This is a genomic window from Tenacibaculum singaporense, from assembly GCF_003867015.1.
Lineage (GTDB): Bacteria > Bacteroidota > Bacteroidia > Flavobacteriales > Flavobacteriaceae > Polaribacter > Polaribacter singaporensis.
In genome coordinates, this window is the sequence record NZ_CP032548.1 from 2,256,502 (window position 1) to 2,278,374 (window position 21,873).

The window sequence follows — 21,873 nt, forward strand, 5'->3', positions numbered from 1 at the left end:
AAAAATTATTATGATTACAGGAATTAAAGAAAATCTTCAAAAAATAAAATCAACACTACCAGAAAATGTAACGTTAGTTGCTGTTTCTAAAACCAAACCTATTGCCGATATACAAGAAGCTTACGATGCTGGGCAACGAGTATTTGGTGAGAATAAAATACAGGAAATGGTAGCTAAGTATGATGAATTGCCTAAAGACATAAAATGGCATATGATTGGTCACCTACAACGTAATAAGGTAAAGTACATGGCTCATTTTGTTGATTTAATTCATGGTGTAGATAGTTTTAAAACACTGAAAGAAATAAACAAACAGGCTAAAAAACATAATAGAGTTATTAATTGTTTGTTACAAGCACGAATTGCTAAAGAAGATACCAAATTTGGGTTACCTTTTGAAGATATTGAAGCTATTTTAGCTTCGGAAGAATTAAAAGAACTTGAAAATATAAAAATTGTTGGTTTAATGGGAATGGCTACGTTTACAGATAACCAAGAACAATTACAAGAAGAGTTTTCTTCATTAGCTAATTTCTTTAATAAAAATCAAGAAAACTATCCTAATTTACAAATATTATCTATGGGAATGAGTGGTGATTATGAATTAGCCATAAAAAATGGCAGTACAATGGTACGAATAGGAAGCTCTATTTTTGGAGTTAGAAATTATATTGCTTAGATTTACATAGACCAGCTTAAAAAAGGGAGAGATTTGTACGCTATTTTAGACATTGAAACTACTGGAGGAAAATATAACGAAGAAGGAATTACAGAAATTGCCATCTATAAATATGACGGACATCAAATTATAGATCAATTCATTAGCTTAGTAAATCCAGAAAGAGAAATTCAGGAGTTTGTTGTAAAACTTACTGGTATTAATAACAAAATGCTGCGAAATGCACCCAAGTTTTATGAAGTAGCGAAAAGAATTGTTGAAATAACTCAAGATTGCTTTATTGTAGCTCACAATGCTAATTTTGATTATCGTATTCTTCGTACCGAATTTGACCGATTAGGCTATAAATATAAACGTAATACGCTTTGTACAGTAACTTTAAGTAAAAAACTTATCCCTGAATCTCCATCTCATAGTCTGGGGAAACTATGTAAATTTTTGGGAATTCCTATGTCTGATCGTCATAGAGCTACAGGTGATGCATTAGCCACTGTACAATTATTTAAATTATTGATAGATAAAGATGTTGAGAAAAATATCATTCAACAATCTATAAAGTATTTTGATAACAGACATGAAAAGTTTCGTATTCAAAGAATATTAGATAGTTTACCTGAAAAAGAAGGTCTTTTTTACGTCCATAATCATGAGGGAACTATCATTTTTGTAGGTAGAGGTAAAAATATAAAACAAGAAACTAACAAACTCTTTTTAAAAGAAACCAGAAAAGCTTTAAAAGTAATAAAAAGAGTTGCTAGGGTTTCTTATGAAGAAACGGGAAATATACTTTTTACACGCTTAAAATACCATTTAGAGCTTGAAAAGCTAAAACCTAAGTACAATATCATTAGAAAAAGAAAAATTACAGATAGAAACTTTAATCATGATAACATGCTTATCGTTGATAAAGGTAGAGTTCCAGAAGAACACGCTGTAATTTTAATTGAAAAAAACGAAGTTGTAGGATATACATATACCAATCTTGCATTTCAAGAAAACCAATTGTCTATTCTAAAATCAATGCTCACTCCTATTGAACACAAAGAGCTAGCAAAAACCATCATTAAAAACTATTTACTAAAAAATAAAGTGTCTAAAATAGTACGATTACAAGTTGAAAATAATTTGTAATATTGCTATAGAGCATTCAAAAATCTGACCTTTTGGATAATAAAACACTTAATTGGAGAGAAAAATTACACGAAGTAATCTATGAAGCAGATACATCTGCTGGTAGGCTATTTGATATTGCTTTATTATTTGCAATTTTAGCAAGTATTATATTAGTAATGCTTGAAAGTGTTGAAAGCTTTGACAATAAGCATCATAATTTCTTATACGTATCTGAGTGGGTTATTACCATCTTTTTTTCAATTGAATACATCCTTCGAATAATTTCAATAAAAAAACCAACAAAATATATTTTTAGCTTTTATGGTATTATAGATTTACTTTCTACTATTCCTATGTACCTAACGTTCTTTTTTGTAGGTACCCATAGTAGTTTAATAGCATTAAGAGCATTACGTTTATTAAGAGTTTTTAGGATTTTAAAAGTCTCTAGATATATTGGAGAGTCAAATCAATTAATAAAAGCTTTAAATGCTAGTAAAGCTAAAATTGGAGTCTTTCTTTATTTTGTGTTGATTATCTGTATCATTTTAGGTTCCGTAATGTATTTTATTGAAGGGGCTGAAAACGGCTTTACAAGTATTCCTAGAAGCATTTATTGGTCAATAGTAACACTTACAACCGTTGGTTATGGAGATATTGCTCCGCAAACCGCTTTAGGACAATTTATTGCAAGTATTACTGTAATTATTGGTTATGCTATTATCGCTATTCCTACAGGAATAGTAAGTTCAGAAATGACCAAAAAAAAGGTACATCTAAACACCCAATCTTGCCCAAATTGCTCCTATGAAGGGCATAAAGATGATGCAGAATTTTGTTATCATTGCGGAACAAAACTGAACTAAATGTCTCAAAAGAATACGTTAATTACAATTGTTGGTGCAACTGCTATTGGTAAAACAGCACTAAGCATTAAACTAGCTCAGCATTTTAATTGTGATATTATTTCGTGTGACTCTCGTCAGTTTTATAAAGAAATGACTATAGGAACAGCTGTTCCTGTCCCCGAAGAACTGGATGCTGCTCCACATCATTTTATTCAAAACAGAAGTATTTTTGAGGATTATTCAGTAGGACAGTTTGAAAAAGATGCATTAAAAACTCTAGACATACTGTTTATCAAAAATCCAGTTCAAATAATGGTAGGTGGAAGTGGTTTATATGTAGATGCTGTTTTAAAAGGATTAGACTATTTTCCTAATGTAGACTCACAAATAAGAATAGATTTAACTACTGAGTTAGAAAACAAAGGTATAGAACATCTTCAAAATCAATTAAAAAGCCTTGATTTAGAAGCTTACAACACAATTGCTATAGATAATCCACATCGATTAATCCGTGCATTAGAAATTTGTATAGGCACTGGAAAAACATATAGTTCTTTTAAAAATAAACCTAAAACACCTCGTAATTTTCAAAGTATAAAAATAGGTTTAAAAGCAGATAGAGAAATTATGTACGATCGCATCAACCGTCGAGTAGATATTATGATTGAAAACGGTTTGATAGAAGAAGCTAAAAAACTACATCCTCATAAAAACCTAAACGCACTACAAACAGTAGGATACAGAGAGTTATTTGAATATTTTGAAGGTAATTTTACTAAAGAGTTTGCTATTGAGGAAATTAAGAAAAACTCTAGAAGATTTGCCAAACGACAAGGAACATGGTTTCGTAAAGATGCAAATACCATATGGTTTGATTTTCAAGAAGATGTTCAAAATATTATAAAAGCCATTGAAAATAAACTTTAACGCTTTTTAAGAACACTAAAAAAATCACTTTTTTATATTTGTCAAAAAACAGAAATACATGAAACTAAAAATCACTTTTATACTAGCTTTATTTTTTATCGGATTTTCTAATGCTCAAACTAAAGTAGGAACAGTAGACAGCGAATTAATCATTAGTAAAATGCCACAAATGAAAGGCGTTTTACAACGAGTAGAAAATTATGGTAAAAAACTAGACTCTAGTTTTCAAATAAAAGCTACAGAATATAAAGCTAAAGTAGATTCTTTTAAAGCAGAAGAAAAGCTAATGACTGAAGATGACAAGAAAGCTAGATTTCAAGAATTAAGAACTCTTGAGCAAGAAATGGGTAAATTTCGTCAGAATGGAGCCACTATGATGCAAGTGCAAAGAGATCAAAGCTTACGTCCCTTATATAAAAAGTTAAGTGAGGTAATAGCCGAAGTTGCTAAAGCAAATGGATATACGCAAATTTTAACTACTAATGGAAATCAATTTGGGTATATTGATGAGCGTTTTGATATCACTCAATTGGTATTAGATAAATTAGGAATTAAAGAGTAAATCTTTTATGTACCCCCAAAAAAAAGACTTACAATTACAATATGAAGGATTTTTAAAAACACCTTTTCTATGGCATGGAAAAGGTGTTTTTAACTTAGAACAATTTACTACTTCAAAAACTCGAACAACTTCGTTTAACCAAGAAATCACACAAAAATTACGTTTAGGAAAGTTAGTTGAACGTTTTGTTTCATTTGAATTAAATCAAGATAGTTCTGTATCAATCCTTGCTGAAAATATTCAAATTCAAAAAGAAAAAATTACCGTAGGTGAATTGGATTGTTTGCTATTAAAAAATAAAAAAACAATTCATTTAGAAGTTATATATAAATTCTATTTGTACGATGCTACTGTTGGCAACTCTGAAATTGAACATTGGATTGGTCCAAATCGACGTGATTCTCTTATTCAAAAACTAACAAAGCTTCAAGAAAAACAATTACCTCTTCTCTACTCTAACCATACAAAAGCCTATCTAGACAAATTAAAACTAAAAATTAATGAAATAAAGCAACAAGTGTATTTTAAAACACAGTTATTTGTTCCATTAAAAGACTTTAGAAGTAGTTTTAAACATGTTAACAATGATTGCATTTATGGTTTTTATGTCTACCCAAAGGAATTAGCAAAATTCTCAGGTTGTAAGTTCTATATTCCTAATAAACATGATTGGTTGGTGAATCCGCATTCAAATATTAACTGGTTAACTTTTGAAGCCTTTCAAAATAAACTTCAACAGTTTTTAAATGAAGAAAACGCACCACTTTGTTGGCTAAAGAAACCAAATGGAGAATTACTTAAATTTTTTGTGGTTTGGTGGAAAGATTAGTGTATTTCAAATTACTTATTAAATTTGCTCGCAAAAAAGTTCATGAAAAATTCAAATATATTTCTCTTACTACTCTTCACTTTACTTATTTTCTCTTCTTGCTTTAAAGATGACGAACCTACCACTTGTGTTGAAGCTGATGAAATTTCTCTTGGCTATTTTCAACTAGAGTCTAAAATACATACAAGTAAAAAGTCAGAATTTAAACTTTCAAATGTATGTGATGTAGACACAAGGATAACTGAAATACTTCTTAAAGGAGATAATCCTAAAGATTTTAGTGTTGAAGGATTGTCGATAGGAACAAGTATCAGCAGGAAAGGTACTTATTTCAATCTAGTATTTACACCAACTAAAGTTGGCATAAGAAAAACTATCATAATAATAAGACATGATACAGGAGAGTTAGCTATGTATTTATCGGGTAAAGGAATATAATTTTTCTGTTTTAAATACTACTAAAAATACTTCTTGTTAATAGATCTCTAAACTTTTTGTGGTTTACTGGTAACCTTTAACTTTGAAATTCGCTTTCTTGATGTAATAAAATAAACTCCTGATAATAATATAATAGACGCTATTACTGATTGTGTTGTCAAGGTTTCATCTAAAAAATACCACCCTAAAAACAAGGCTACAACAGGATTAACATATGCTGATGTCGATACCTTTTCTGTTGGAACAATTTTTAATAAATAATTAAAAGATGTAAATGCAACAATACTTCCAAAAACAATTAATAAAAACATAGCTCCTTGCGCTTTAAAAGACCAATCTAAGGGAGAAGACCAGTTTTCATCTAATAATAGAGATGCAGTAAAAAGTAAGCCTCCTGCAAAAAGCATTTGATATCCTGTACTTACAAAAAAGTTTTTAGGAAGCGTAGCTTTGGCCACAAAAACACTACCGTAACTCCAACTTAATACGCATGAAAAAATCATAAAGATTCCTATTAGCATATCTTTTGAAGTCGTAATTTCATTTTGACTTACTAACAAATACATTCCTATAATTCCTAAAACCACTCCAATAATCGATTGTCTTTGCATTTTCTTTCCATCAATCAAACGTAATAACAACAATACAAATAATGGTTGTGTTGCCGCTAATAAAGCACCAAAACCACTATCAACAAATTTTAATGCCCAAACAAACATTCCATTTCCATATACTAAAAAAAGGAAACCAGCTATCGCAGAATTTAAAAATTGTTTTTTAGTCACTTTTATTTCTCTTTTTAAAAGTTTAGCTATTAACATGATTAGCGCTCCCGATATAGAAAAACGAATAGCTGCCAACAACAATGGTGAAACTTCAGTAACAACAATTTTATTTAGTAAATAGGTAGAGCCCCAAATTACATAAATAGCAATAAAAGCGGCTATAATTAGTGGTTTAGATTCTTTCATAAGCCGAATTACAACAAGGTTTCTAAATAATGTTGGTCTATTTGATAAGCACTTTTTAATTCTGATATTTTTGCACCAATACGTTCTGAATCTACTTTTTTTGAAGATTTAGCACCAATCAACATTACATTCTTGCGTGTGTGCTCATTACTTATGAATTCAAAAACTTTAGTATTGTATTGGTGTTTTTCTAAAATCAACGCTCTAATAGTATCAGTAACCATTTCAAACTGACGTTCTTTAAAAATACCATATTTTAATAAAGGGCTCTCCTGCTCTTTTCCTTTTACTTGTTGACGGATTTGTTTATGACAGCACGGTGCACAAATAATTAATTCTGCTTTAGAAACTAACCCTTTGTATATAGCATCATCTGTAGCTGTATCACAAGCATGTAAAGCAATTAAAATATCTATTTTATCATTGTCATACTCCTGAATAGGTTGCGCTACAAACAATAAACCTTTGAACCCACATTTTTTAGCAATATCATTACAATAATTTACCAAACTTTCACGTAATTCAATACCTGTAACACTAGCTGTATACCCTTTTTGATTGACCAAATAATCATATAAAGCAAAGGTTAAATACCCCTTTCCTGACCCCATGTCAACAATATTGATATGATTAGGTAATTTAACTGATTGTATTTGGGCTTCAATAATCTCTAAATACTTATTTATCTGACGGTATTTATCCGCCATTTTAGGAATTACTTTCCCTCCTTTATCCGTTACTCCTAAATGATATAAATATTCGCTGTTTTCAGCTCTTTTCTCTTTTGGTTTATCGTGAGTTTCTGGTAATTTGTTTTTAAAACTAGGCTGCGTAGTTTTATAGCTTACCTTTTTCTTTTTTGAAATGAATACCAATAAATCATTAGTCAGCGTAAATAAGGTTGCAGCTCTAAAATTTTCTGAAAGTAAGTTGGTTAATTCCTCTACACTTTCTTCAAAAGAATAGTTTTTTGTTTGGTCATTTGTTTTATATCGATATAAAAACTGAAAACACACGTCTCCTTTTAACGTTATTTGACGAACGTATACATTCGACAAGTCATCACTTTTACGAATTGGTTTACTTAAAGTTAATTTTACAAAATCATTTTTTTGAATGCTGTTTTGAAATTCAATAAACAGTTGATGCAAGGCTTCTTTCATATTGCAAAAATAGCCAATCGAACATTAATATTTATCTCATTTTTTATCATTTGTAACATTTTCTATTCTAAAACGTCTTTAAGAAAATTAAACTGCATGAAACATCTAAAAGTCAGCAATTTATTATTACTCCTAACAGTGTCTTTTTTCCTAATTAATTGTACAAAAAGTAATAAAGCTGAAATTGAAAAAGAAAGTAATACCTACGTTATAAAAAACGTCAATGTAATACCAATGACAAAGAATAACAATGTCATTGAAAATGCTACTGTAGTAATTCATAATAACAAGATAAAATCCATAAATGATTCTATTCCTTCTGAAGCAACAATCATCGATGGTAAAGGTAAATGGCTTATTCCTGGGCTTATTGACATGCATGTACATACACTAAGTAATGGTAGTTTCTCTCGAGGATATGCAACTAGAGGCTCTACAGTAAATTTTAACACTCAAAACTTAATGACTCCATATATTGCCAATGGAGTTACTACAGTATTTGAGTTAAGTGGAAGACTTGGGCACTTTTCACAAAGAGATAAAATAATGGATAAAAGTGTTATTGGTCCACGTATAGCAATAGCTGCTGTAATTGATGGTAAAGGCAATGAAATAAAAGCTACAACTCCTTTAGAAGGAAGACAATCTGTTAGAAATGCAAAAGGTTTAGGATATAGATTTATAAAGGTTTATACTTGGTTAAACGAAGAAACTTTTAAAGCTGTTATTGATGAAGCTGAGAAACAAAATATGAAAGTTGTAGGACACATTCCTGCTACTTTTGAAGGAAAACCAGCTGAAGATTTATTTGTACCACATTTCGGACTCATAGCACATGCTGAAGAATTATCGAAACAGACGAATGATTATAGTTATGAAAAAGCGCAAGAATTTGCTCGTTTGGCTAAAGAAAATAATACTTGGCTAATTCCGAATTTATCTAATATGGTCTGGATTTCAAAACAGGCTAAATCATTAGAAAATATTCAAAAATTACCAAGTTTAAAGTATGTACATCCGCTAATGCAGAGTAAATGGTTAAACTCGAATCGTTATCATGGAGCTTCTCCCGAATTAATAGAATTCTATAATAAACAAAAAGATTTTCATATTCAGATTGTAAAAGCTTTTAAAGAAGCTAATGTACCTATGCTTGCAGGAACAGATGCTGGTATTTCTGGAATTGTTTGGGGTTTTTCTCTTCATGATGAATTAGAACTATTAGTAGAAACAGGCTTAACACCTGAAGAAGCTTTAACTTACGCAACTAGGTTACCTGCTAAATGGTTAGAAATCGGCGATAAAATAGGAACGATAGAAGCTGGAAAGTTTGCTGACTTGATTTTACTTGATAAAAATCCTTTAGAAAAAATTGAAAACACGCGTTCTATTTCAGGAGTTTTTGTCAACGGAAAATGGCTAAATAAAAATAAGATTAACTCTATGCTTCAGAAAGTAGAACAATGGAACAATGCCAATAAAGAGAAGTTTCAATGGAAAAATAGAAAGAATTTATAAATTGATTTACTAACTGACTAGAATAATTAATCAAAAAATCGAAATGAAATAAAAAACCAAAACAAGAAAAATTTATTGGAAATTATTCTTATCCTTTTTTATTTTTTACAATATTCTCTGCTATAAGATTTCAATAAAATGTATAGTTTTTCAGGGTTGAATGGTTTACTCATAAAACCATTCATTTTATAGAGTTCTGTTTTCTTTTTTATTTCGGTTTGTGCAGATGCAGTAAGTGCTATAATTGGAATATTCGCTTTCTGCTTATCTGGTAAAGCTCTTATAATCTTAGTTGTTTCATACCCATTAAGTTGTGGCATATGTAAATCCATTAAAATCAAGTCAAAATCAAAATCTTTATAAATAGCCAATACTTCTTTTCCATTTTCTGCTACTTTATATTTCACATTCCATTTTAAAAAGAATCGCTTTAAAATAAACGTATTTAATTTACTATCTTCTGCAACTAACACATTTACAGTTATAGGCTCATAGTCTGGCTGCTGTTTAATCATTTCTGGTTCAAAAGCGTTAAAACTATTACTAATTTTATATTCTATAACAAATGAAAAAGTAGATCCTTTTTTTAATTGACTTTTAACTTTTAAATCGCTCCCCTGTAAATTCAGTAATTTTTTGCTTATAGATAATCCAAGACCAGTACCACCATATTCTACAGATACTTTAGAATTGGCTTGCATAAAACTTTCAAAAATAGATTCTTGCTCTTTTTTAGATATACCAATACCTGTATCTATTACTTTAAATTTAAGTTTAACTTTATTTTCCTTTATCCCTAAATTTTTAACACTTAAAATTATACTTCCTGCTTCAGTAAACTTCAACGAGTTGCTTAATAAATTCTTTATTATTTGTGTCAACTTTAGTTTGTCTCCAATAATATTATTTGGGATATCGTTTTTTTGAATTAATTTAAACTCCAATCCCTTCTCTTTAGATCTTAGTGTAAAATGAGTTTTAATGTTTTCTAAAAAATAATTTAAACTAAAATCGTCCTCTATAATTTTTACTTTTCCGGATTTGATTTTATTAAAATCCAATAAATCATTAATCAACCCTAACAAATGTTCTCCTGAATACTTTAATGCTTTGAGGTTTTCTATCTGCTCCGGCAAATGATCTTCCATCAATAAGATATTTGTTAAACCAGTAACCGCATTTAAAGGTGTTCTTATTTCATGGGACATTGTTGATAGAAATTCGTCTTTAGACTTACTAGCTTTTTGTAGTTCAATTTCGGTTACTTTTAAATTAGTTATATCGGTTATACTTCCTATAAAACCTGATGGTTCTCCTTCTTTGTTTACTGTTAGTTTGGATTTCAATTCAAACCACATCAATCCGCCATCTTTTTCATGCTTAAAAATTAATTTTATATGTTTTTTCTTTAAAGAGAACATGTTGTTAATTATTCTCTTTACCTCAATACTATCCCTTTTAAAAAAATCTTTAAAATTTTTTCCAATAGATTCTTCTATTGGTATTCCTGAATACTCTACCCAAGCACTATTTAAGAATGTGAAATTTCCTTTCAGGTCAGTTTCAAAAATAACACCTGAAACATTATCTACTATATTTTCTAATTGTGTTTTGGTGTGGTCTCTTTCAAGGGTTAATTTCTTATTTGCAGCAAACAGTTCTTTTGAGTTTTGTTCAAGAATGTTCTCAATATGCTTTATATCTTTATCAAAGCTTTTATAAGCATCATTAACCATGTTTATAAACTCAAAATACCTTGGGTTTTCTAAAAAATCCAACCCAGCTTTTTTAAGCTGCCTATTTAATAACCTATGATACTCATTTTTTACCATTCTGATAGCGTTGTTATTGTCATGGTTTGATTATGAAGCTCGCAAGGAGAAAACTCTCCAAATGGAGCTATTTCGCCATATGAATAAAAACCTGTTACACAAGGTTTTTCTCCTAAAACGTCACGTACTGCTTCTACTTCCTCTTCAACCAATTGCTTTAATACTAATCTTCTGCCAACACAACTTATTAGTATTGCTAATTCTGAACTATTTTTAAACTCTTTATTGGCTAATTTTGCTGAATCTCCAGCTCCATTAATTAATCGGTCTACATTGGCTTTCATCAAACGAACATAAGCCCCTTCAGGAATATTACCTGCAAAGGTTAAACTTTGCGTTTCTTCATCTACAGCCAAAATTGTTCTTACTATAGGATCTGAATTCTCATTTATTCTCATACTCAAAGGAAACAATAACCCCGAGCTTGGTAAGCTTTCTGCCTGTTCTCCCAAAAAGGATTTATATAGCTTCAGAGCTGGTAAGCCATCTAATTCAAAAAGTTGATTTTTAAAAGATTTTGTGACTTGTCTTTCTAAACCAAAACTATCCCAACCACCTTTAGAACTGAAACCTATTTTTAAATCTTCTCCATAGAACCCTATGGCTACAATAATCTTGTCTACAATCTTATCATCATTAATCACAAACGTTTTTGTAAATTCTGCACCATCTGCAGCCAAGCCTCCAGTAATGCTTACATTTGGTAATTTCAATTTTAATCCCGAAACCAGATCTGCTCCATTGACATTTAAACCATCGCTTAAAATAAAAACATGCTTTAAATCCTTATTATAAAGCTTATCAGCCAGTTTTTGCCCTGCTTTATAACTGTCTTCCATAGCTTTAATTTTGACAGACTCCTTTTTGTAAGTTGTTTTTTCTAATTGAATTGCTGTAATTGATATAGTGTTATCTTTTACTGTGATATCTGATATTTCTCCAGCAGTAGAGCACCCCATTATACCTGCATTAGGATAGTTTTCACATAGAAAGTCTACTACTTCCTTTTTGTTATGGTATTGAGGAGAAACAAAAAGAAGGAAAATATCTACATCTATATTTATTATAGAAAGTATTTCTTTCCAGTTATTCTCTGCTAAGGAAATTTGCTGAATTTTCATAACTTATTAATTTTTAACAACTTAAAAATAACAATATAAATGTATTTTTAACATATTTTACCAAATTATTTTAAAAATTCAACACCAAAAGCATCATAAAGTATATCGAAATGCTTGGTTTGCCGAAAGAAAGAATAAAGATATATTTAACTCTTCAGAAAACGAACAAAGTAAAATACCTCGGAGCAAGCTCACGAGGTATTTATAGGTAAAAAGCTATTGGTTTTCGAGGCAAGCCTCGGGATATTAAACCCTTTGGCGGTGCCAATAAAAATAACTACTATGCTACTGTAGGAAATAGAGTATCTTATTTGTTGATACAGTCATATCTATGCTATAATAAGATCACTTATTTTTAATTACGCTCTTTCAACACACTTTCTATATCTGTTAACGTAAAACCTTTGGCTTTTAGTAAAATTAAATAATGATATAGTAAATCGGCAGCTTCGTTTTTAAATAACTCGTCATTATTGTCTTTTGCTTCAATAACGACTTCCACAGCTTCCTCTCCTACTTTTTGAGCTACTTTATTAATACCTCTTTTAAAAAGTTTATTAGTGTAAGAAGTTTCAACATCATTATCTATTCTATCAGCAATAATGCTTTCTAATGAATATAAAAAACCTTTAGAAGTCTCTTCTGCAAAACAAGAAGTTGTTCCTTTATGACAAGTTGGTCCTTCAGGAGTAGCTTTAATCAACAAAGTGTCATTATCACAATCTACCTGAATATCTTTTACCCATAAAAAATTTCCAGATTCTTCACCTTTAGTCCAAAGTCTATTTTTACTTCGGCTATAAAAAGTAACTTTCCCTTCTTTTTGTGTTTTAGCCAAAGCTTCTTCATTCATATAACCTAGCATTAACACTTGTAAAGTAATATTATTTTGAATTACGACTGGAACCAGTCCGTTTCCTTTTGTAAAATCTACATTCATCGTATGGCTATCTTTTGTTTTTTTAATTCGCTTTTTAATACAGGTATAGGGATTTCACCAAAGTGAAAAATACTAGCTGCTAAACCTGCACTAGCTTGGGTTTTGGTAAATACTTCAGTAAAGTGCTTTACTTTTCCAGCACCACCAGAAGCAATCACAGGAATATTTACAGCTTTGCTTACTGCGTCGGTTACTTCAATATCAAATCCGTTTTTTGTTCCATCACTATTCATAGAGGTTAATAGAATTTCGCCAGCACCTAATTTTTCAATTTCTATAGCCCAACTTACCGTTTCGAGTTCAGTTTCAAAAGTTCCCCCTTTTGTAAACACTTTCCAATCTCCGTTTACATTTTTAGTATCAATAGCAACGACAACAAATTGACTTCCAAATCGATTTTTTAAATCAGTTATCAATTGTGGATTTTTTACTGCGGAAGAATTAATACTTACTTTATCGGCTCCAGCTTGAATTAAAGCCACAGCATCTTCAACAGTACTAATGCCTCCTCCAACTGTAAATGGAATGTTGATTTCTTTAGCTATTTTTTCTACCAGCTTTACAAATGTTTTTCTGTTTTCTAACGTAGCAGTAATGTCTAAAAACACCAATTCGTCTGCTCCTTCTTTTACATATTGCTTGGCTAGCTCAACAGGGTCTCCTGCATCTTTTATATCTACAAAGTTGACCCCTTTTACCGTTCTTCCATTTTTAATATCCAAACATGGGATAATTCTTTTCTTTAACATGTTTTAGCTTATAAATTCTTGTAACTCTTTTAAACTGATGTTTCCTTCATAGATAGCTTTTCCTACAATAGTACCTTCACAGGCTATTTCTTTTAACCTGTGCAAATCATTAATATCTGCTACTCCTCCACTTGCTATTAAATTCACCGAGGTTTTACTTAAAATATCTAAGTATAAATCTACAGAAGCTCCTTGCAACATTCCATCTTTGGCTACGTCAGTGCATATACAGTTTGTTACCGATTTTAGCTCATATTGCTTGATGAAATCTACAACGTTGAGTTCTGTAGTCTCTAACCAACCGTGAGTAGCTATCTTCCTATCTTTACAATCGGCTCCAAGGATTATTTTATTACGTCCATATTGAGTAACCCACTCCATAAAAATCTCAGGATTCTTGACAGCGATACTTCCTCCTGTTATTTGGTTAGCTCCACTTTCAAAAGCAATACGTGCATCGTCTTTTGATTTTAAACCACCTCCAAAATCGATTTTTAAGTTGGTTTTAGTTGCTATTTGCTCTAATACTTTGTTATTTATAATACGATTCGACTTTGCACCGTCTAAATCAACTAAATGCAAGTACTGTATTCCGTTAGCTTCAAACTCTTTTGCTACTTCTAACGGATTTTCATTGTATATTTTTTGTGTTGCATAGTCTCCTTTAGTCAACCGAACACATTTACCTTCTATTATATCTATTGCTGGTATAATTCTCATTTTTTCAATTTTAAATTTACTTATAACTCCAAGAAGTTTTTTAACAATTGTTCTCCTACATCAGCTGATTTCTCTGGATGAAATTGCATGGCATAAAAATTATCTTTCTGTATAATTGAACTAAAAGGAACAATATAGTTACAAATAGCCAACGTATGTTCACAAGGTTCTGCATAATATCCGTGAACGTAATACACATCATCTTCTAGTTTTATGTCTTTCAGTATTTCCGAAGATTTTAGATCTGAAAAATTATTCCATCCCATGTGCGGTACTTTTTCTTTCGGTGGAAATTGCTTTATTTCTGCATCAAAAACTCCCAAACATTTAGTATTTCCTTCTTCAGAAGATTGACACATTAACTGTAAGCCCAAACAAATTCCTAGAACAGGCTGTTTTAAAGAAACAATTAGTTCATCTAATTTTCGTTCTTTTAAATATACCATAGCAGAACTTGCTTCTCCAACTCCTGGAAATATTACTTTATCTGCTGATTTTATTTCTGTTGGATTATCTGTGATAATACTTTTATACCCCAAGCGAGTTAGCGCATTTTGTACCGAGCGTATATTTCCTGCATTGTATTTTATAATGGCTATCATATTTTAATTATGAATGATGAATTTTTAATTACGAATTACTTTTTATACTCATTGAATAATTCATAATTTTAAATTCGTAATTATTTACAGAACTCCTTTTGTTGATGGTAAAATCATCTTGTCTACATCTCTTTTTACCGCTACTTTTATGGCTTTAGCAAAAGCTTTAAAAATGGCTTCTATTTTGTGATGTTCGTTTGTTCCTTCTGCTTTGATATTCAAATTACACTTAGCTCCATCGGTAAACGATTTAAAAAAGTGAAAAAACATTTCTGTTGGCATTTTTCCTATCATTTCTCTTTTAAATTCTGCATCCCAAACTAACCAGTTTCTTCCTCCAAAATCAATAGCTACTTGGGCTAAACAATCATCCATAGGTAAACAAAATCCGTAACGTTCAATACCTAATTTGTTACCAAGAACTTTGTTAAACACCTCTCCCAAAGCAATCGCTGTATCTTCAATAGTGTGGTGTTCATCTACTTCTAAATCACCTTTTACTTGTATATTAAGGTCCATTTGACCGTGACGCGCTATTTGATCTAACATATGATCGAAAAAAGCAATACCAGTATCTATCGTACTTTTCCCAGTTCCATCTAAATTTAAATCGATTTTAATTTGAGTTTCATTCGTGTTACGTTCAATAGTTGCTGAACGTTCTTCTAATTTTAAAAACTCATAAATGGCATTCCAATCATTGCTTTCTAAAGCAATATATTGATCTAATTCTGTTCTTTTTATGGTGATTTCATCAGAGCCTAAATAGATTTCATCATTGATATAAATAGCTTTACTTCCTAGATTTTTTGCCAATTCAACATCGGTCAATCGATCACCTATCACAAAAGAGTTTTTCAAATCGTACTCTTTAGAGAAGTATTTTGTTAATAAACCTGTGTTTGGTTTTCTTGTAGGTTGTTTGTCTTTAGCAAATGTTCTGTCAATTATTTCCTCTATGAACTTGATACCTTCTTCTTTTAAAGTATTCATCACAAAATTGTGTACTGGCCAAAACGTGTTTTCTGGATATGCATCTGTTCCTAATCCGTCTTGATTAGTAACTAACACTAATTCAAAATCAAGTTCTTTGGCTATTTTACTCAATCCTTGAAAAACCTTTGGGTAGAATTGTAATTTCTCAAACGAATCTGTTTGTTCATCTGCTGGTTCTTTAATTAAGGTACCATCTCTATCTATAAATAATATTTTTTTCATCGTTTTTTAAAATTTAAAATGAATTTTCAACTTCATCAGGTGTAACACTCAATTCCTTTAATGCTGTCATTAATTTTTTGTTTTCTTTCTCACTTCCTACCGTAATTCGTATGCAATTATTTACCAAACTATTCCTGTTTCTAATTATAATTTTTTGAGCTACTAACGAGTTATACAATTTATTAGCGTTTGTAACTTCAATTAGTATAAAATTAGCTTCAGAAGGATATATCTTTTTTACTAATTCAATTTCTTGCAGCTGTTTTTCTAGTTTTTCCTTTTCATTGAGAATGATATTTTTCTCAATTTCAAACTGTGCTAAATTATCTAGCTTATTAAGCACAGCTTCTTGATTTAAAGTACTAATGTTATAAGGAGGTTTTACCTTATTATAGAGGTCTATAATATCAGAATTTGTATACGCTACTCCTACTCTAACACCTGCTAATCCCCAAGCTTTACTAAAGGTTTGGCTAATAATTAGATTTTGATAATTTTTTAATTGATTTATAAAAGATTCTTTAGTGCTAAAATCAATATAGGCTTCATCAATAATTACAATTCCTTTAAACTCCTTAAGAATGTACTGTATAGCTTCACCTTCAAAACAATTACCTGTTGGATTGTTAGGTGAACAGATAAAAATGAGTTTAAGAGCTTCATCTTTCAAGTATGGATTCAGTTCTTCTACGTTTATTTGAAAATCAGATGTTAAAGGTAATTCTACTAATTTAACATCATTAATAGCAGCAGACACACTGTACATTCCATATGAAGGGGAAAAAGTCAATGCTTTATCTTTACCAGGCTCACAAAAAATACGAAATGCTAAATCGATAACTTCATCGCTTCCATTCCCTATAAAGATTTGATTCTCATTTACACCTTTAATTTCAGACAATCGTTTTTTAATTGCTATTTGTTGTGGGTCTGGATAACGATTTAAAGTTCCAAACGGATTTTCATTAGCGTCTAAATACACTTCTGCTTCTCCTTTAAATTCATCCCTTGCAGAAGAATACCCCTTTAGCTTCTGAATATTAGGACGTATGATGTTATTCAAATTGAACTCTTTCATTGTTAATTCTTTTTGTTAAGATTTCTCATATTCATTCGAAATGACTCTTAGCTATTTAACTCTTTTAATCTAACTGTAATGGCATTTTTGTGCGCTTGTAAACCTTCAGCTGCTGCCATTATTTCTATGGACTTTCCTATAGTGCTAATTCCTTCTTTAGTAACTTTTTGAAAAGTGATTTTTTTAACAAAACTGTCTAACGAAACTCCGCTATAGTTTTTTGCATAACCATTTGTTGGTAAGGTGTGATTGGTACCACTAGCATAATCACCAGCACTTTCACAACTGTAGTTTCCTAAGAATACCGAACCTGCATTTACAATTCCATCAATATATTCAAAAGCTTTTTCTGATGCTATAATTAAGTGTTCTGGCGCATACTCGTTACTAAAGTCTATACATTCTTCTTTAGAGTTAAAAACCACTGTAAAACTATTTTCTATTGCTTTTTTTGCAAGTTCTTTCCTAGGTAAATCTTCTAACTGTCTCTTTAACTCTACTTCCACATTTTTAGCAACTTCTTCGTTAGTAGTTACCAATACTGATTGACTGTCTGCTCCGTGTTCTGCTTGCGATAATAAATCGGCAGCTACAAAAACTGGATTACTTGTTTCATCAGCTATAACCAGTACTTCACTCGGACCTGCAGGCATATCGATAGCTACTCCTTGTTGTTGCACTAATTCTTTTGCCTTGGTTACGAATTGATTTCCTGGACCTAAAATTTTATACACGTTCGGAATAGACTCTGTTCCATATGCCATGGCACCTATAGCCTGAGCCCCTCCTACTTTAAAAATCTGTGTGATACCTACTAAAGAAGCTGTATATAAAATTGCAGGATTGATAGCTCCTTTCTTGTTAGGAGGTGTGCATAAAATAATTTCTTTACATCCTGCAATTTTAGCAGGAACACCCAGCATTAAAATAGTTGAAAACAAAGGAGCTGAACCTCCTGGAATATACAATCCCACCTTTTCGATGGCTACATTTTTTCTCCAACATGTAACACCATTTGTTGTAATTACTTTTTTAGGTAATTCTTTTTGTGAATTATGAAATGTTTCAATATTACTTTTAGCTAATTGAATTGCTTGTTGTAATTCCTCTGAAACCACATTTTTAGCACTCTTTATTTCTTCTTGAGTAACTTTAAAAGAGCTTAAAGAAACATTGTCCAATAACTGAGCGTATTTTGTTAATGCCTTGTCTTTGTTATTTTTTACATCATTTAAGATGGTTTGTACTGTTTCTTGCAAACTTTTTTCATTGATTGTTGTTCTTTTACACAATGACTCCCAAGTTTGTTTTGCTGGATTTTTTATGATTTTCATCTGTTTATCTTTATTGTTTCAAACTATAATTCCTCAACTCTACTCAACACAAGTATGGAGAATTAAATCCTTGGCTATCACCCTGCGATTAAACAACCATTTTTTCTATAGGACAGACCAAAATACCTTCTGCTCCATTGGCTTTTAGTTCATCTATAATTTCCCAAAACTCATTTTTATTTAATACAGAATGTACTGAACTCCAACCTTTTTCAGCTAACGGTAATACAGTTGGACTACGCATTCCTGGTAAAATATCAATGATTTTGTCTAGTTTTTCATTCGGGGCATTTAATAAGACATACCTTGATTGTCTTCCTTTTAAAACAGATTGAATTCTAAATTGTAATTTGTTTAGTATATCTTGTTGTTCCTCTTTGATTTGGGGAGAAACAGCTAGAACAGCTTCCGACTTTAATAAGGTTTCTACTTCCTTTAAATTATTTTTGAATAAAGTTGAACCGCTTGAAACAATATCACATATACCATCGGCAAGCCCAATATTAGGAGCTATTTCAACTGAGCCATTGATAATGTGTAGTTGTACCTGAATGTTACTTTCTTGTAAGTATTTTAAAACGGTATTTGGATATGAAGTAGCTATTCTTTTATTCTGAAAGTAGTTTATTCCTGTATACTCCTCATTTTTAGGAATTGCTAAGGACACTTTACATTTTGAAAAACCTAGTTTTTCTATAAATTGAATTCCTTCTCCTTTTTCTATTAACAAGTTTTCTCCGATAATAGCTATGTCAACTACTCCATCTTTTAAATACTGTGGAATATCTCCATTTCTTAAATAAAATATCTCTAACGAGAAGTTACTTGCTGAAGCTTTTAATTGATCTTTACCGTTATCAATAGAAATACCACAATCTTTTAGTATTTGTAAGGAGTCTTGATTAAGTCTTCCTGATTTTTGTATGGCTATTTTTAATTTACTCATTTTTAGTTTTGAATGGGTTTGAGTAAATCTTTTGAGAAGTATTTTCGTGGCGCCTTGTTGAAAATAAAAACCCGTTTGATTTACTCAAACGGGTTTAAAATATATCTTGATTTTATTCAATACATTTTCAGCTCGCCTGAGTGCAAGTATGAAAATGATGATGATGTAATTGAATAAAACTCATGTCTTGTGTTTTGTTGTTACAAAGATTTGAAATAAAAATTGAATTATGCAAGCTTTTTTTTAAAAAAAGTAAATAATCCTCGGGCAAGCCCCGAGGTATTACATTTAGAAAAACCTTAACTGTTTAGTTTTATACAAGGATTTATATTCTTCTTCTTTCCCTTGATTCTTGACATAATTAGCTATTATTTCTTCATTAGCGTACTGCCCTACTGTATTGATGTAAAACCCACTACCCCAAAAGCAACCTCCCCATAATGCTCGCTTTACTCCTGGAGCTTGGGAAAATATTTCTCGATCTGTAATACTTTTAATTGTTCGGGCTATTTTACTAGGACTATATGTTGGTACACTTTGAAGTAAAAAATGAACATGATTCTTATCAGACTCTATTTCTATAAACTGAATCTCATATCTATCTTCTATTGACAAACAACTCTGCTTCAATATCCTATCTACTTTTGGACTCAAAACAAATCTCCGATAGCTGGTAAAATATAATCGGTAATTATTTTATCAACATCTGAATGCATATACGGCAAACCATAACCAGAAGCAGTAATTACAACTACAAATGGAATGTCTTTGAAAATAAAAATTTTGTTCCCTCCATTACCTGAACAAAAAGATACTTCATAGTTTTTGTTGTTTACTCTGTATGTTTTGTTCCAAAATAAATATCCATAAAAACTATCATTAGTATAAGGTTGTTTAATCTGTTTTGACAAACTTTTTTCTACCCATTTTTTAGATATAATTTGTTGATTATTCCAGTAACCTTCATTTTTATATAACTGTCCGTATTTAGCAAAATCTATCGCTCGTAATCGAATACCTCCTGCCGTGTTACCAACATTTTGAGGGGTGTACTCCCATTTATAGTTTGTAATACCTAAAGGACTAAATAATTTATCATCAGCATATTTAACTAAACCATTTGGAACTGTTTTATTCAAAACATCTCCTAAAACCACTACTCCTGCTGTAAAATAACTGTACTTCTCTCCTATTTCTTTAGCTGTACTCATAGGAAGGTCTAAGGCAAATTTCACCCAATTAGTTGTTGGATACATAAACTCTTCATTTCCTGGATTACTATAATCATCATCTCCAACAAAACCAGAACTCATTGTTAATAAAGACTTCAAGGTTACACTATCTTTTTTAAGCGAGTAATTCTTATACGTTTTTAAATCATAAAACTCCTTGAGTTTTGCATTTTCATCCTTTATATACCCCTCTTCTATTGCTATTCCTGTAATGGTTGAAGCAATCGTTTTTCCAACAGATCTTGGATCATGTAAACTTTCTCTACTAGATCCATTAAAATACTCTTCAATTAACAACTTGTTATCTTTTACAACAACAATTCCGTTAATGTGTTCAAACCTACCTTGAGCAATTTTTTTATTTAAAGCTTCTATTTTTTCTTTTTTATATACCTCTTTAGAAATTTCCCATCCATTTGCAGGAGATATTTTTTGGATAGGAACTAAATTTTTATCATAAGGTAATTCTTTAACCTTCATATTTAAATCTCCTTTAGCTATAATCTTTCCTACTTTTAAAGAAGAACTATTTACATAAGGTTTAACTTCAATAGTTAACAGATGATTTCCTTTATACAAAGCATCTCTACCTCCATTCATTTTCATAAATTTCAACCACATAAACCAACCCCAGTAATCTAGTTTTTCAGGATAAATTAGAGGAATTGTATGTTTTAATTGAGTAGTTTTTGAACTTGGAGTTCCTGCTCCTTTATTTAAGTTTTCTGTATAAATAAGCTTATTATCTACTAAAAAAGAAAATTGAAAATTCCCTTTATTTAATAACTGTTTATCCGTTAAATCAGGAGCTAGTTCCTTTAAATATTGAATTAATGGTTTTTCTAATTCGAATTGTAGAGATAAATATTCATCTTTATTAAGTGTAAAGTCTTCTATATACACTTGTTTTTCCGATTTATTTTTAAAATCATTTTTAAAAAATAAAATTGGAGTATTCGATTCTTTGTTATAATTACTGAACGAAAAAATTGAAAACCCTAAAATAGGGATCATTAAGAGTTTGATAAATTTCATAATTAAAAAGTTTGAAGC

The 21,873-nt window shown here is 30.6% G+C and carries 22 protein-coding genes; 8 read left to right on the forward strand and 14 right to left on the reverse strand.

The genetic code is table 11. From position 1 onward, the window contains the following. Positions 1 to 10 precede the first annotated feature (10 nt). From D6T69_RS10025 to D6T69_RS10055, 7 genes are read left to right on the forward strand one after another with little or no spacing between them, the layout of a single operon-like run. Positions 11 to 679, forward strand: a complete 669-nt coding sequence (locus tag D6T69_RS10025; protein ID WP_125067602.1) for a YggS family pyridoxal phosphate-dependent enzyme — start codon at positions 11 to 13, stop codon at positions 677 to 679. A 33-nt stretch (positions 680 to 712) separates the two neighbouring features. After that, positions 713 to 1,810, forward strand: coding sequence for an exonuclease domain-containing protein (locus D6T69_RS10030; protein ID WP_125067603.1), 1,098 nt, complete (start codon positions 713 to 715; stop codon positions 1,808 to 1,810). Positions 1,811 to 1,842: 32 nt separating this feature from the next. Beyond that, on the forward strand, positions 1,843 to 2,658 hold the full coding sequence (locus D6T69_RS10035) for an ion transporter (protein WP_125345050.1): 816 nt from the start codon (positions 1,843 to 1,845) through the stop codon (positions 2,656 to 2,658). Then, positions 2,659 to 3,567: a tRNA (adenosine(37)-N6)-dimethylallyltransferase MiaA gene (gene miaA / locus D6T69_RS10040; RefSeq protein ID WP_125067605.1), complete on the forward strand. Its 909-nt coding sequence runs from the start codon at positions 2,659 to 2,661 to the stop codon at positions 3,565 to 3,567. Positions 3,568 to 3,625: 58 nt separating this feature from the next. Continuing rightward, entirely contained in the window at positions 3,626 to 4,129 is a 504-nt protein-coding gene (locus D6T69_RS10045) for an OmpH family outer membrane protein (RefSeq protein WP_125067606.1), read from the forward strand. 7 nt (positions 4,130 to 4,136) lie between these two features. After that, on the forward strand, positions 4,137 to 4,958 hold the full coding sequence (locus D6T69_RS10050) for a DUF1853 family protein (RefSeq protein ID WP_125067607.1): 822 nt from the start codon (positions 4,137 to 4,139) through the stop codon (positions 4,956 to 4,958). A gap of 42 nt (positions 4,959 to 5,000) precedes the next feature. Continuing rightward, positions 5,001 to 5,396 carry a hypothetical protein gene (locus D6T69_RS10055; RefSeq protein WP_125067608.1) on the forward strand — a complete coding sequence of 132 codons (396 nt, stop codon included), beginning with the start codon at positions 5,001 to 5,003 and terminating at the stop codon, positions 5,394 to 5,396. Positions 5,397 to 5,443: 47 nt separating this feature from the next. Here D6T69_RS10055 and D6T69_RS10060 read toward each other — a convergent pair whose 3' ends face one another. Beyond that, on the reverse strand, positions 5,444 to 6,367 hold the full coding sequence (locus D6T69_RS10060; RefSeq protein ID WP_125067609.1) for an EamA family transporter: 924 nt from the start codon (positions 6,365 to 6,367) through the stop codon (positions 5,444 to 5,446). An 8-nt stretch (positions 6,368 to 6,375) separates the two neighbouring features. Beyond that, complete coding sequence (locus D6T69_RS10065; protein WP_125067610.1) at positions 6,376 to 7,530, reverse strand: class I SAM-dependent methyltransferase; 1,155 nt, start codon at positions 7,528 to 7,530, stop codon at positions 6,376 to 6,378. A gap of 96 nt (positions 7,531 to 7,626) precedes the next feature. On the opposite strand from D6T69_RS10065, the gene D6T69_RS10070 reads away from it, so the two are divergent. After that, positions 7,627 to 9,048 carry an amidohydrolase family protein gene (locus D6T69_RS10070; RefSeq protein WP_125067611.1) on the forward strand — a complete coding sequence of 474 codons (1,422 nt, stop codon included), beginning with the start codon at positions 7,627 to 7,629 and terminating at the stop codon, positions 9,046 to 9,048. A 98-nt stretch (positions 9,049 to 9,146) separates the two neighbouring features. Here the strand turns inward: D6T69_RS10070 and D6T69_RS10075 are convergent, their stop codons facing one another. The 12 genes from D6T69_RS10075 to D6T69_RS10130 all read right to left on the reverse strand — a co-directional run bounded on the left by D6T69_RS10075 (position 9,147) and on the right by D6T69_RS10130 (position 21,855). Continuing rightward, the gene (locus D6T69_RS10075; protein WP_164506714.1) at positions 9,147 to 10,826 is read right to left on the reverse strand and encodes an ATP-binding protein; all 1,680 of its coding nucleotides are present in this window, start codon (positions 10,824 to 10,826) and stop codon (positions 9,147 to 9,149) included. A gap of 47 nt (positions 10,827 to 10,873) precedes the next feature. Then, positions 10,874 to 12,001, reverse strand: a complete 1,128-nt coding sequence (locus tag D6T69_RS10080) for an FIST signal transduction protein (protein ID WP_125067613.1) — start codon at positions 11,999 to 12,001, stop codon at positions 10,874 to 10,876. 355 nt (positions 12,002 to 12,356) lie between these two features. After that, positions 12,357 to 12,941 carry a bifunctional phosphoribosyl-AMP cyclohydrolase/phosphoribosyl-ATP diphosphatase HisIE gene (gene hisIE / locus D6T69_RS10085; RefSeq protein WP_125067614.1) on the reverse strand — a complete coding sequence of 195 codons (585 nt, stop codon included), beginning with the start codon at positions 12,939 to 12,941 and terminating at the stop codon, positions 12,357 to 12,359. Beyond that, positions 12,938 to 13,690 (reverse strand): imidazole glycerol phosphate synthase subunit HisF, encoded by a 753-nt coding sequence (gene hisF, locus D6T69_RS10090; RefSeq protein WP_125067615.1) that lies wholly within the window; start codon positions 13,688 to 13,690, stop codon positions 12,938 to 12,940. The genes hisIE and hisF overlap by 4 nt, the downstream gene beginning before the upstream one ends. Positions 13,691 to 13,693: 3 nt before the next feature. Continuing rightward, a complete protein-coding gene (gene hisA, locus D6T69_RS10095) occupies positions 13,694 to 14,410 on the reverse strand; it encodes a 1-(5-phosphoribosyl)-5-[(5-phosphoribosylamino)methylideneamino]imidazole-4-carboxamide isomerase (RefSeq protein WP_125067616.1) in 717 nt (238 codons plus the stop codon). 20 nt (positions 14,411 to 14,430) lie between these two features. Beyond that, positions 14,431 to 15,012, reverse strand: a complete 582-nt coding sequence (gene hisH, locus D6T69_RS10100; RefSeq protein WP_125067617.1) for an imidazole glycerol phosphate synthase subunit HisH — start codon at positions 15,010 to 15,012, stop codon at positions 14,431 to 14,433. 84 nt (positions 15,013 to 15,096) lie between these two features. Then, positions 15,097 to 16,230 (reverse strand): bifunctional histidinol-phosphatase/imidazoleglycerol-phosphate dehydratase HisB, encoded by a 1,134-nt coding sequence (gene hisB, locus D6T69_RS10105; protein WP_125067618.1) that lies wholly within the window; start codon positions 16,228 to 16,230, stop codon positions 15,097 to 15,099. Between the two features lie 13 nt (positions 16,231 to 16,243). Then, the gene (gene hisC / locus D6T69_RS10110; RefSeq protein ID WP_125067619.1) at positions 16,244 to 17,308 is read right to left on the reverse strand and encodes a histidinol-phosphate transaminase; all 1,065 of its coding nucleotides are present in this window, start codon (positions 17,306 to 17,308) and stop codon (positions 16,244 to 16,246) included. Between the two features lie 47 nt (positions 17,309 to 17,355). Then, entirely contained in the window at positions 17,356 to 18,642 is a 1,287-nt protein-coding gene (gene hisD / locus D6T69_RS10115) for a histidinol dehydrogenase (RefSeq protein WP_125067620.1), read from the reverse strand. Positions 18,643 to 18,730: 88 nt separating this feature from the next. Then, entirely contained in the window at positions 18,731 to 19,588 is an 858-nt protein-coding gene (hisG, locus tag D6T69_RS10120) for an ATP phosphoribosyltransferase (protein WP_125067621.1), read from the reverse strand. 288 nt (positions 19,589 to 19,876) lie between these two features. After that, the gene (gene tnpA / locus D6T69_RS10125; RefSeq protein WP_240628297.1) at positions 19,877 to 20,218 is read right to left on the reverse strand and encodes an IS200/IS605 family transposase; all 342 of its coding nucleotides are present in this window, start codon (positions 20,216 to 20,218) and stop codon (positions 19,877 to 19,879) included. Between the two features lie 20 nt (positions 20,219 to 20,238). Next, positions 20,239 to 21,855 carry a serine hydrolase domain-containing protein gene (locus tag D6T69_RS10130; RefSeq protein WP_125067623.1) on the reverse strand — a complete coding sequence of 539 codons (1,617 nt, stop codon included), beginning with the start codon at positions 21,853 to 21,855 and terminating at the stop codon, positions 20,239 to 20,241. Positions 21,856 to 21,873: the final 18 nt, after the last annotated feature.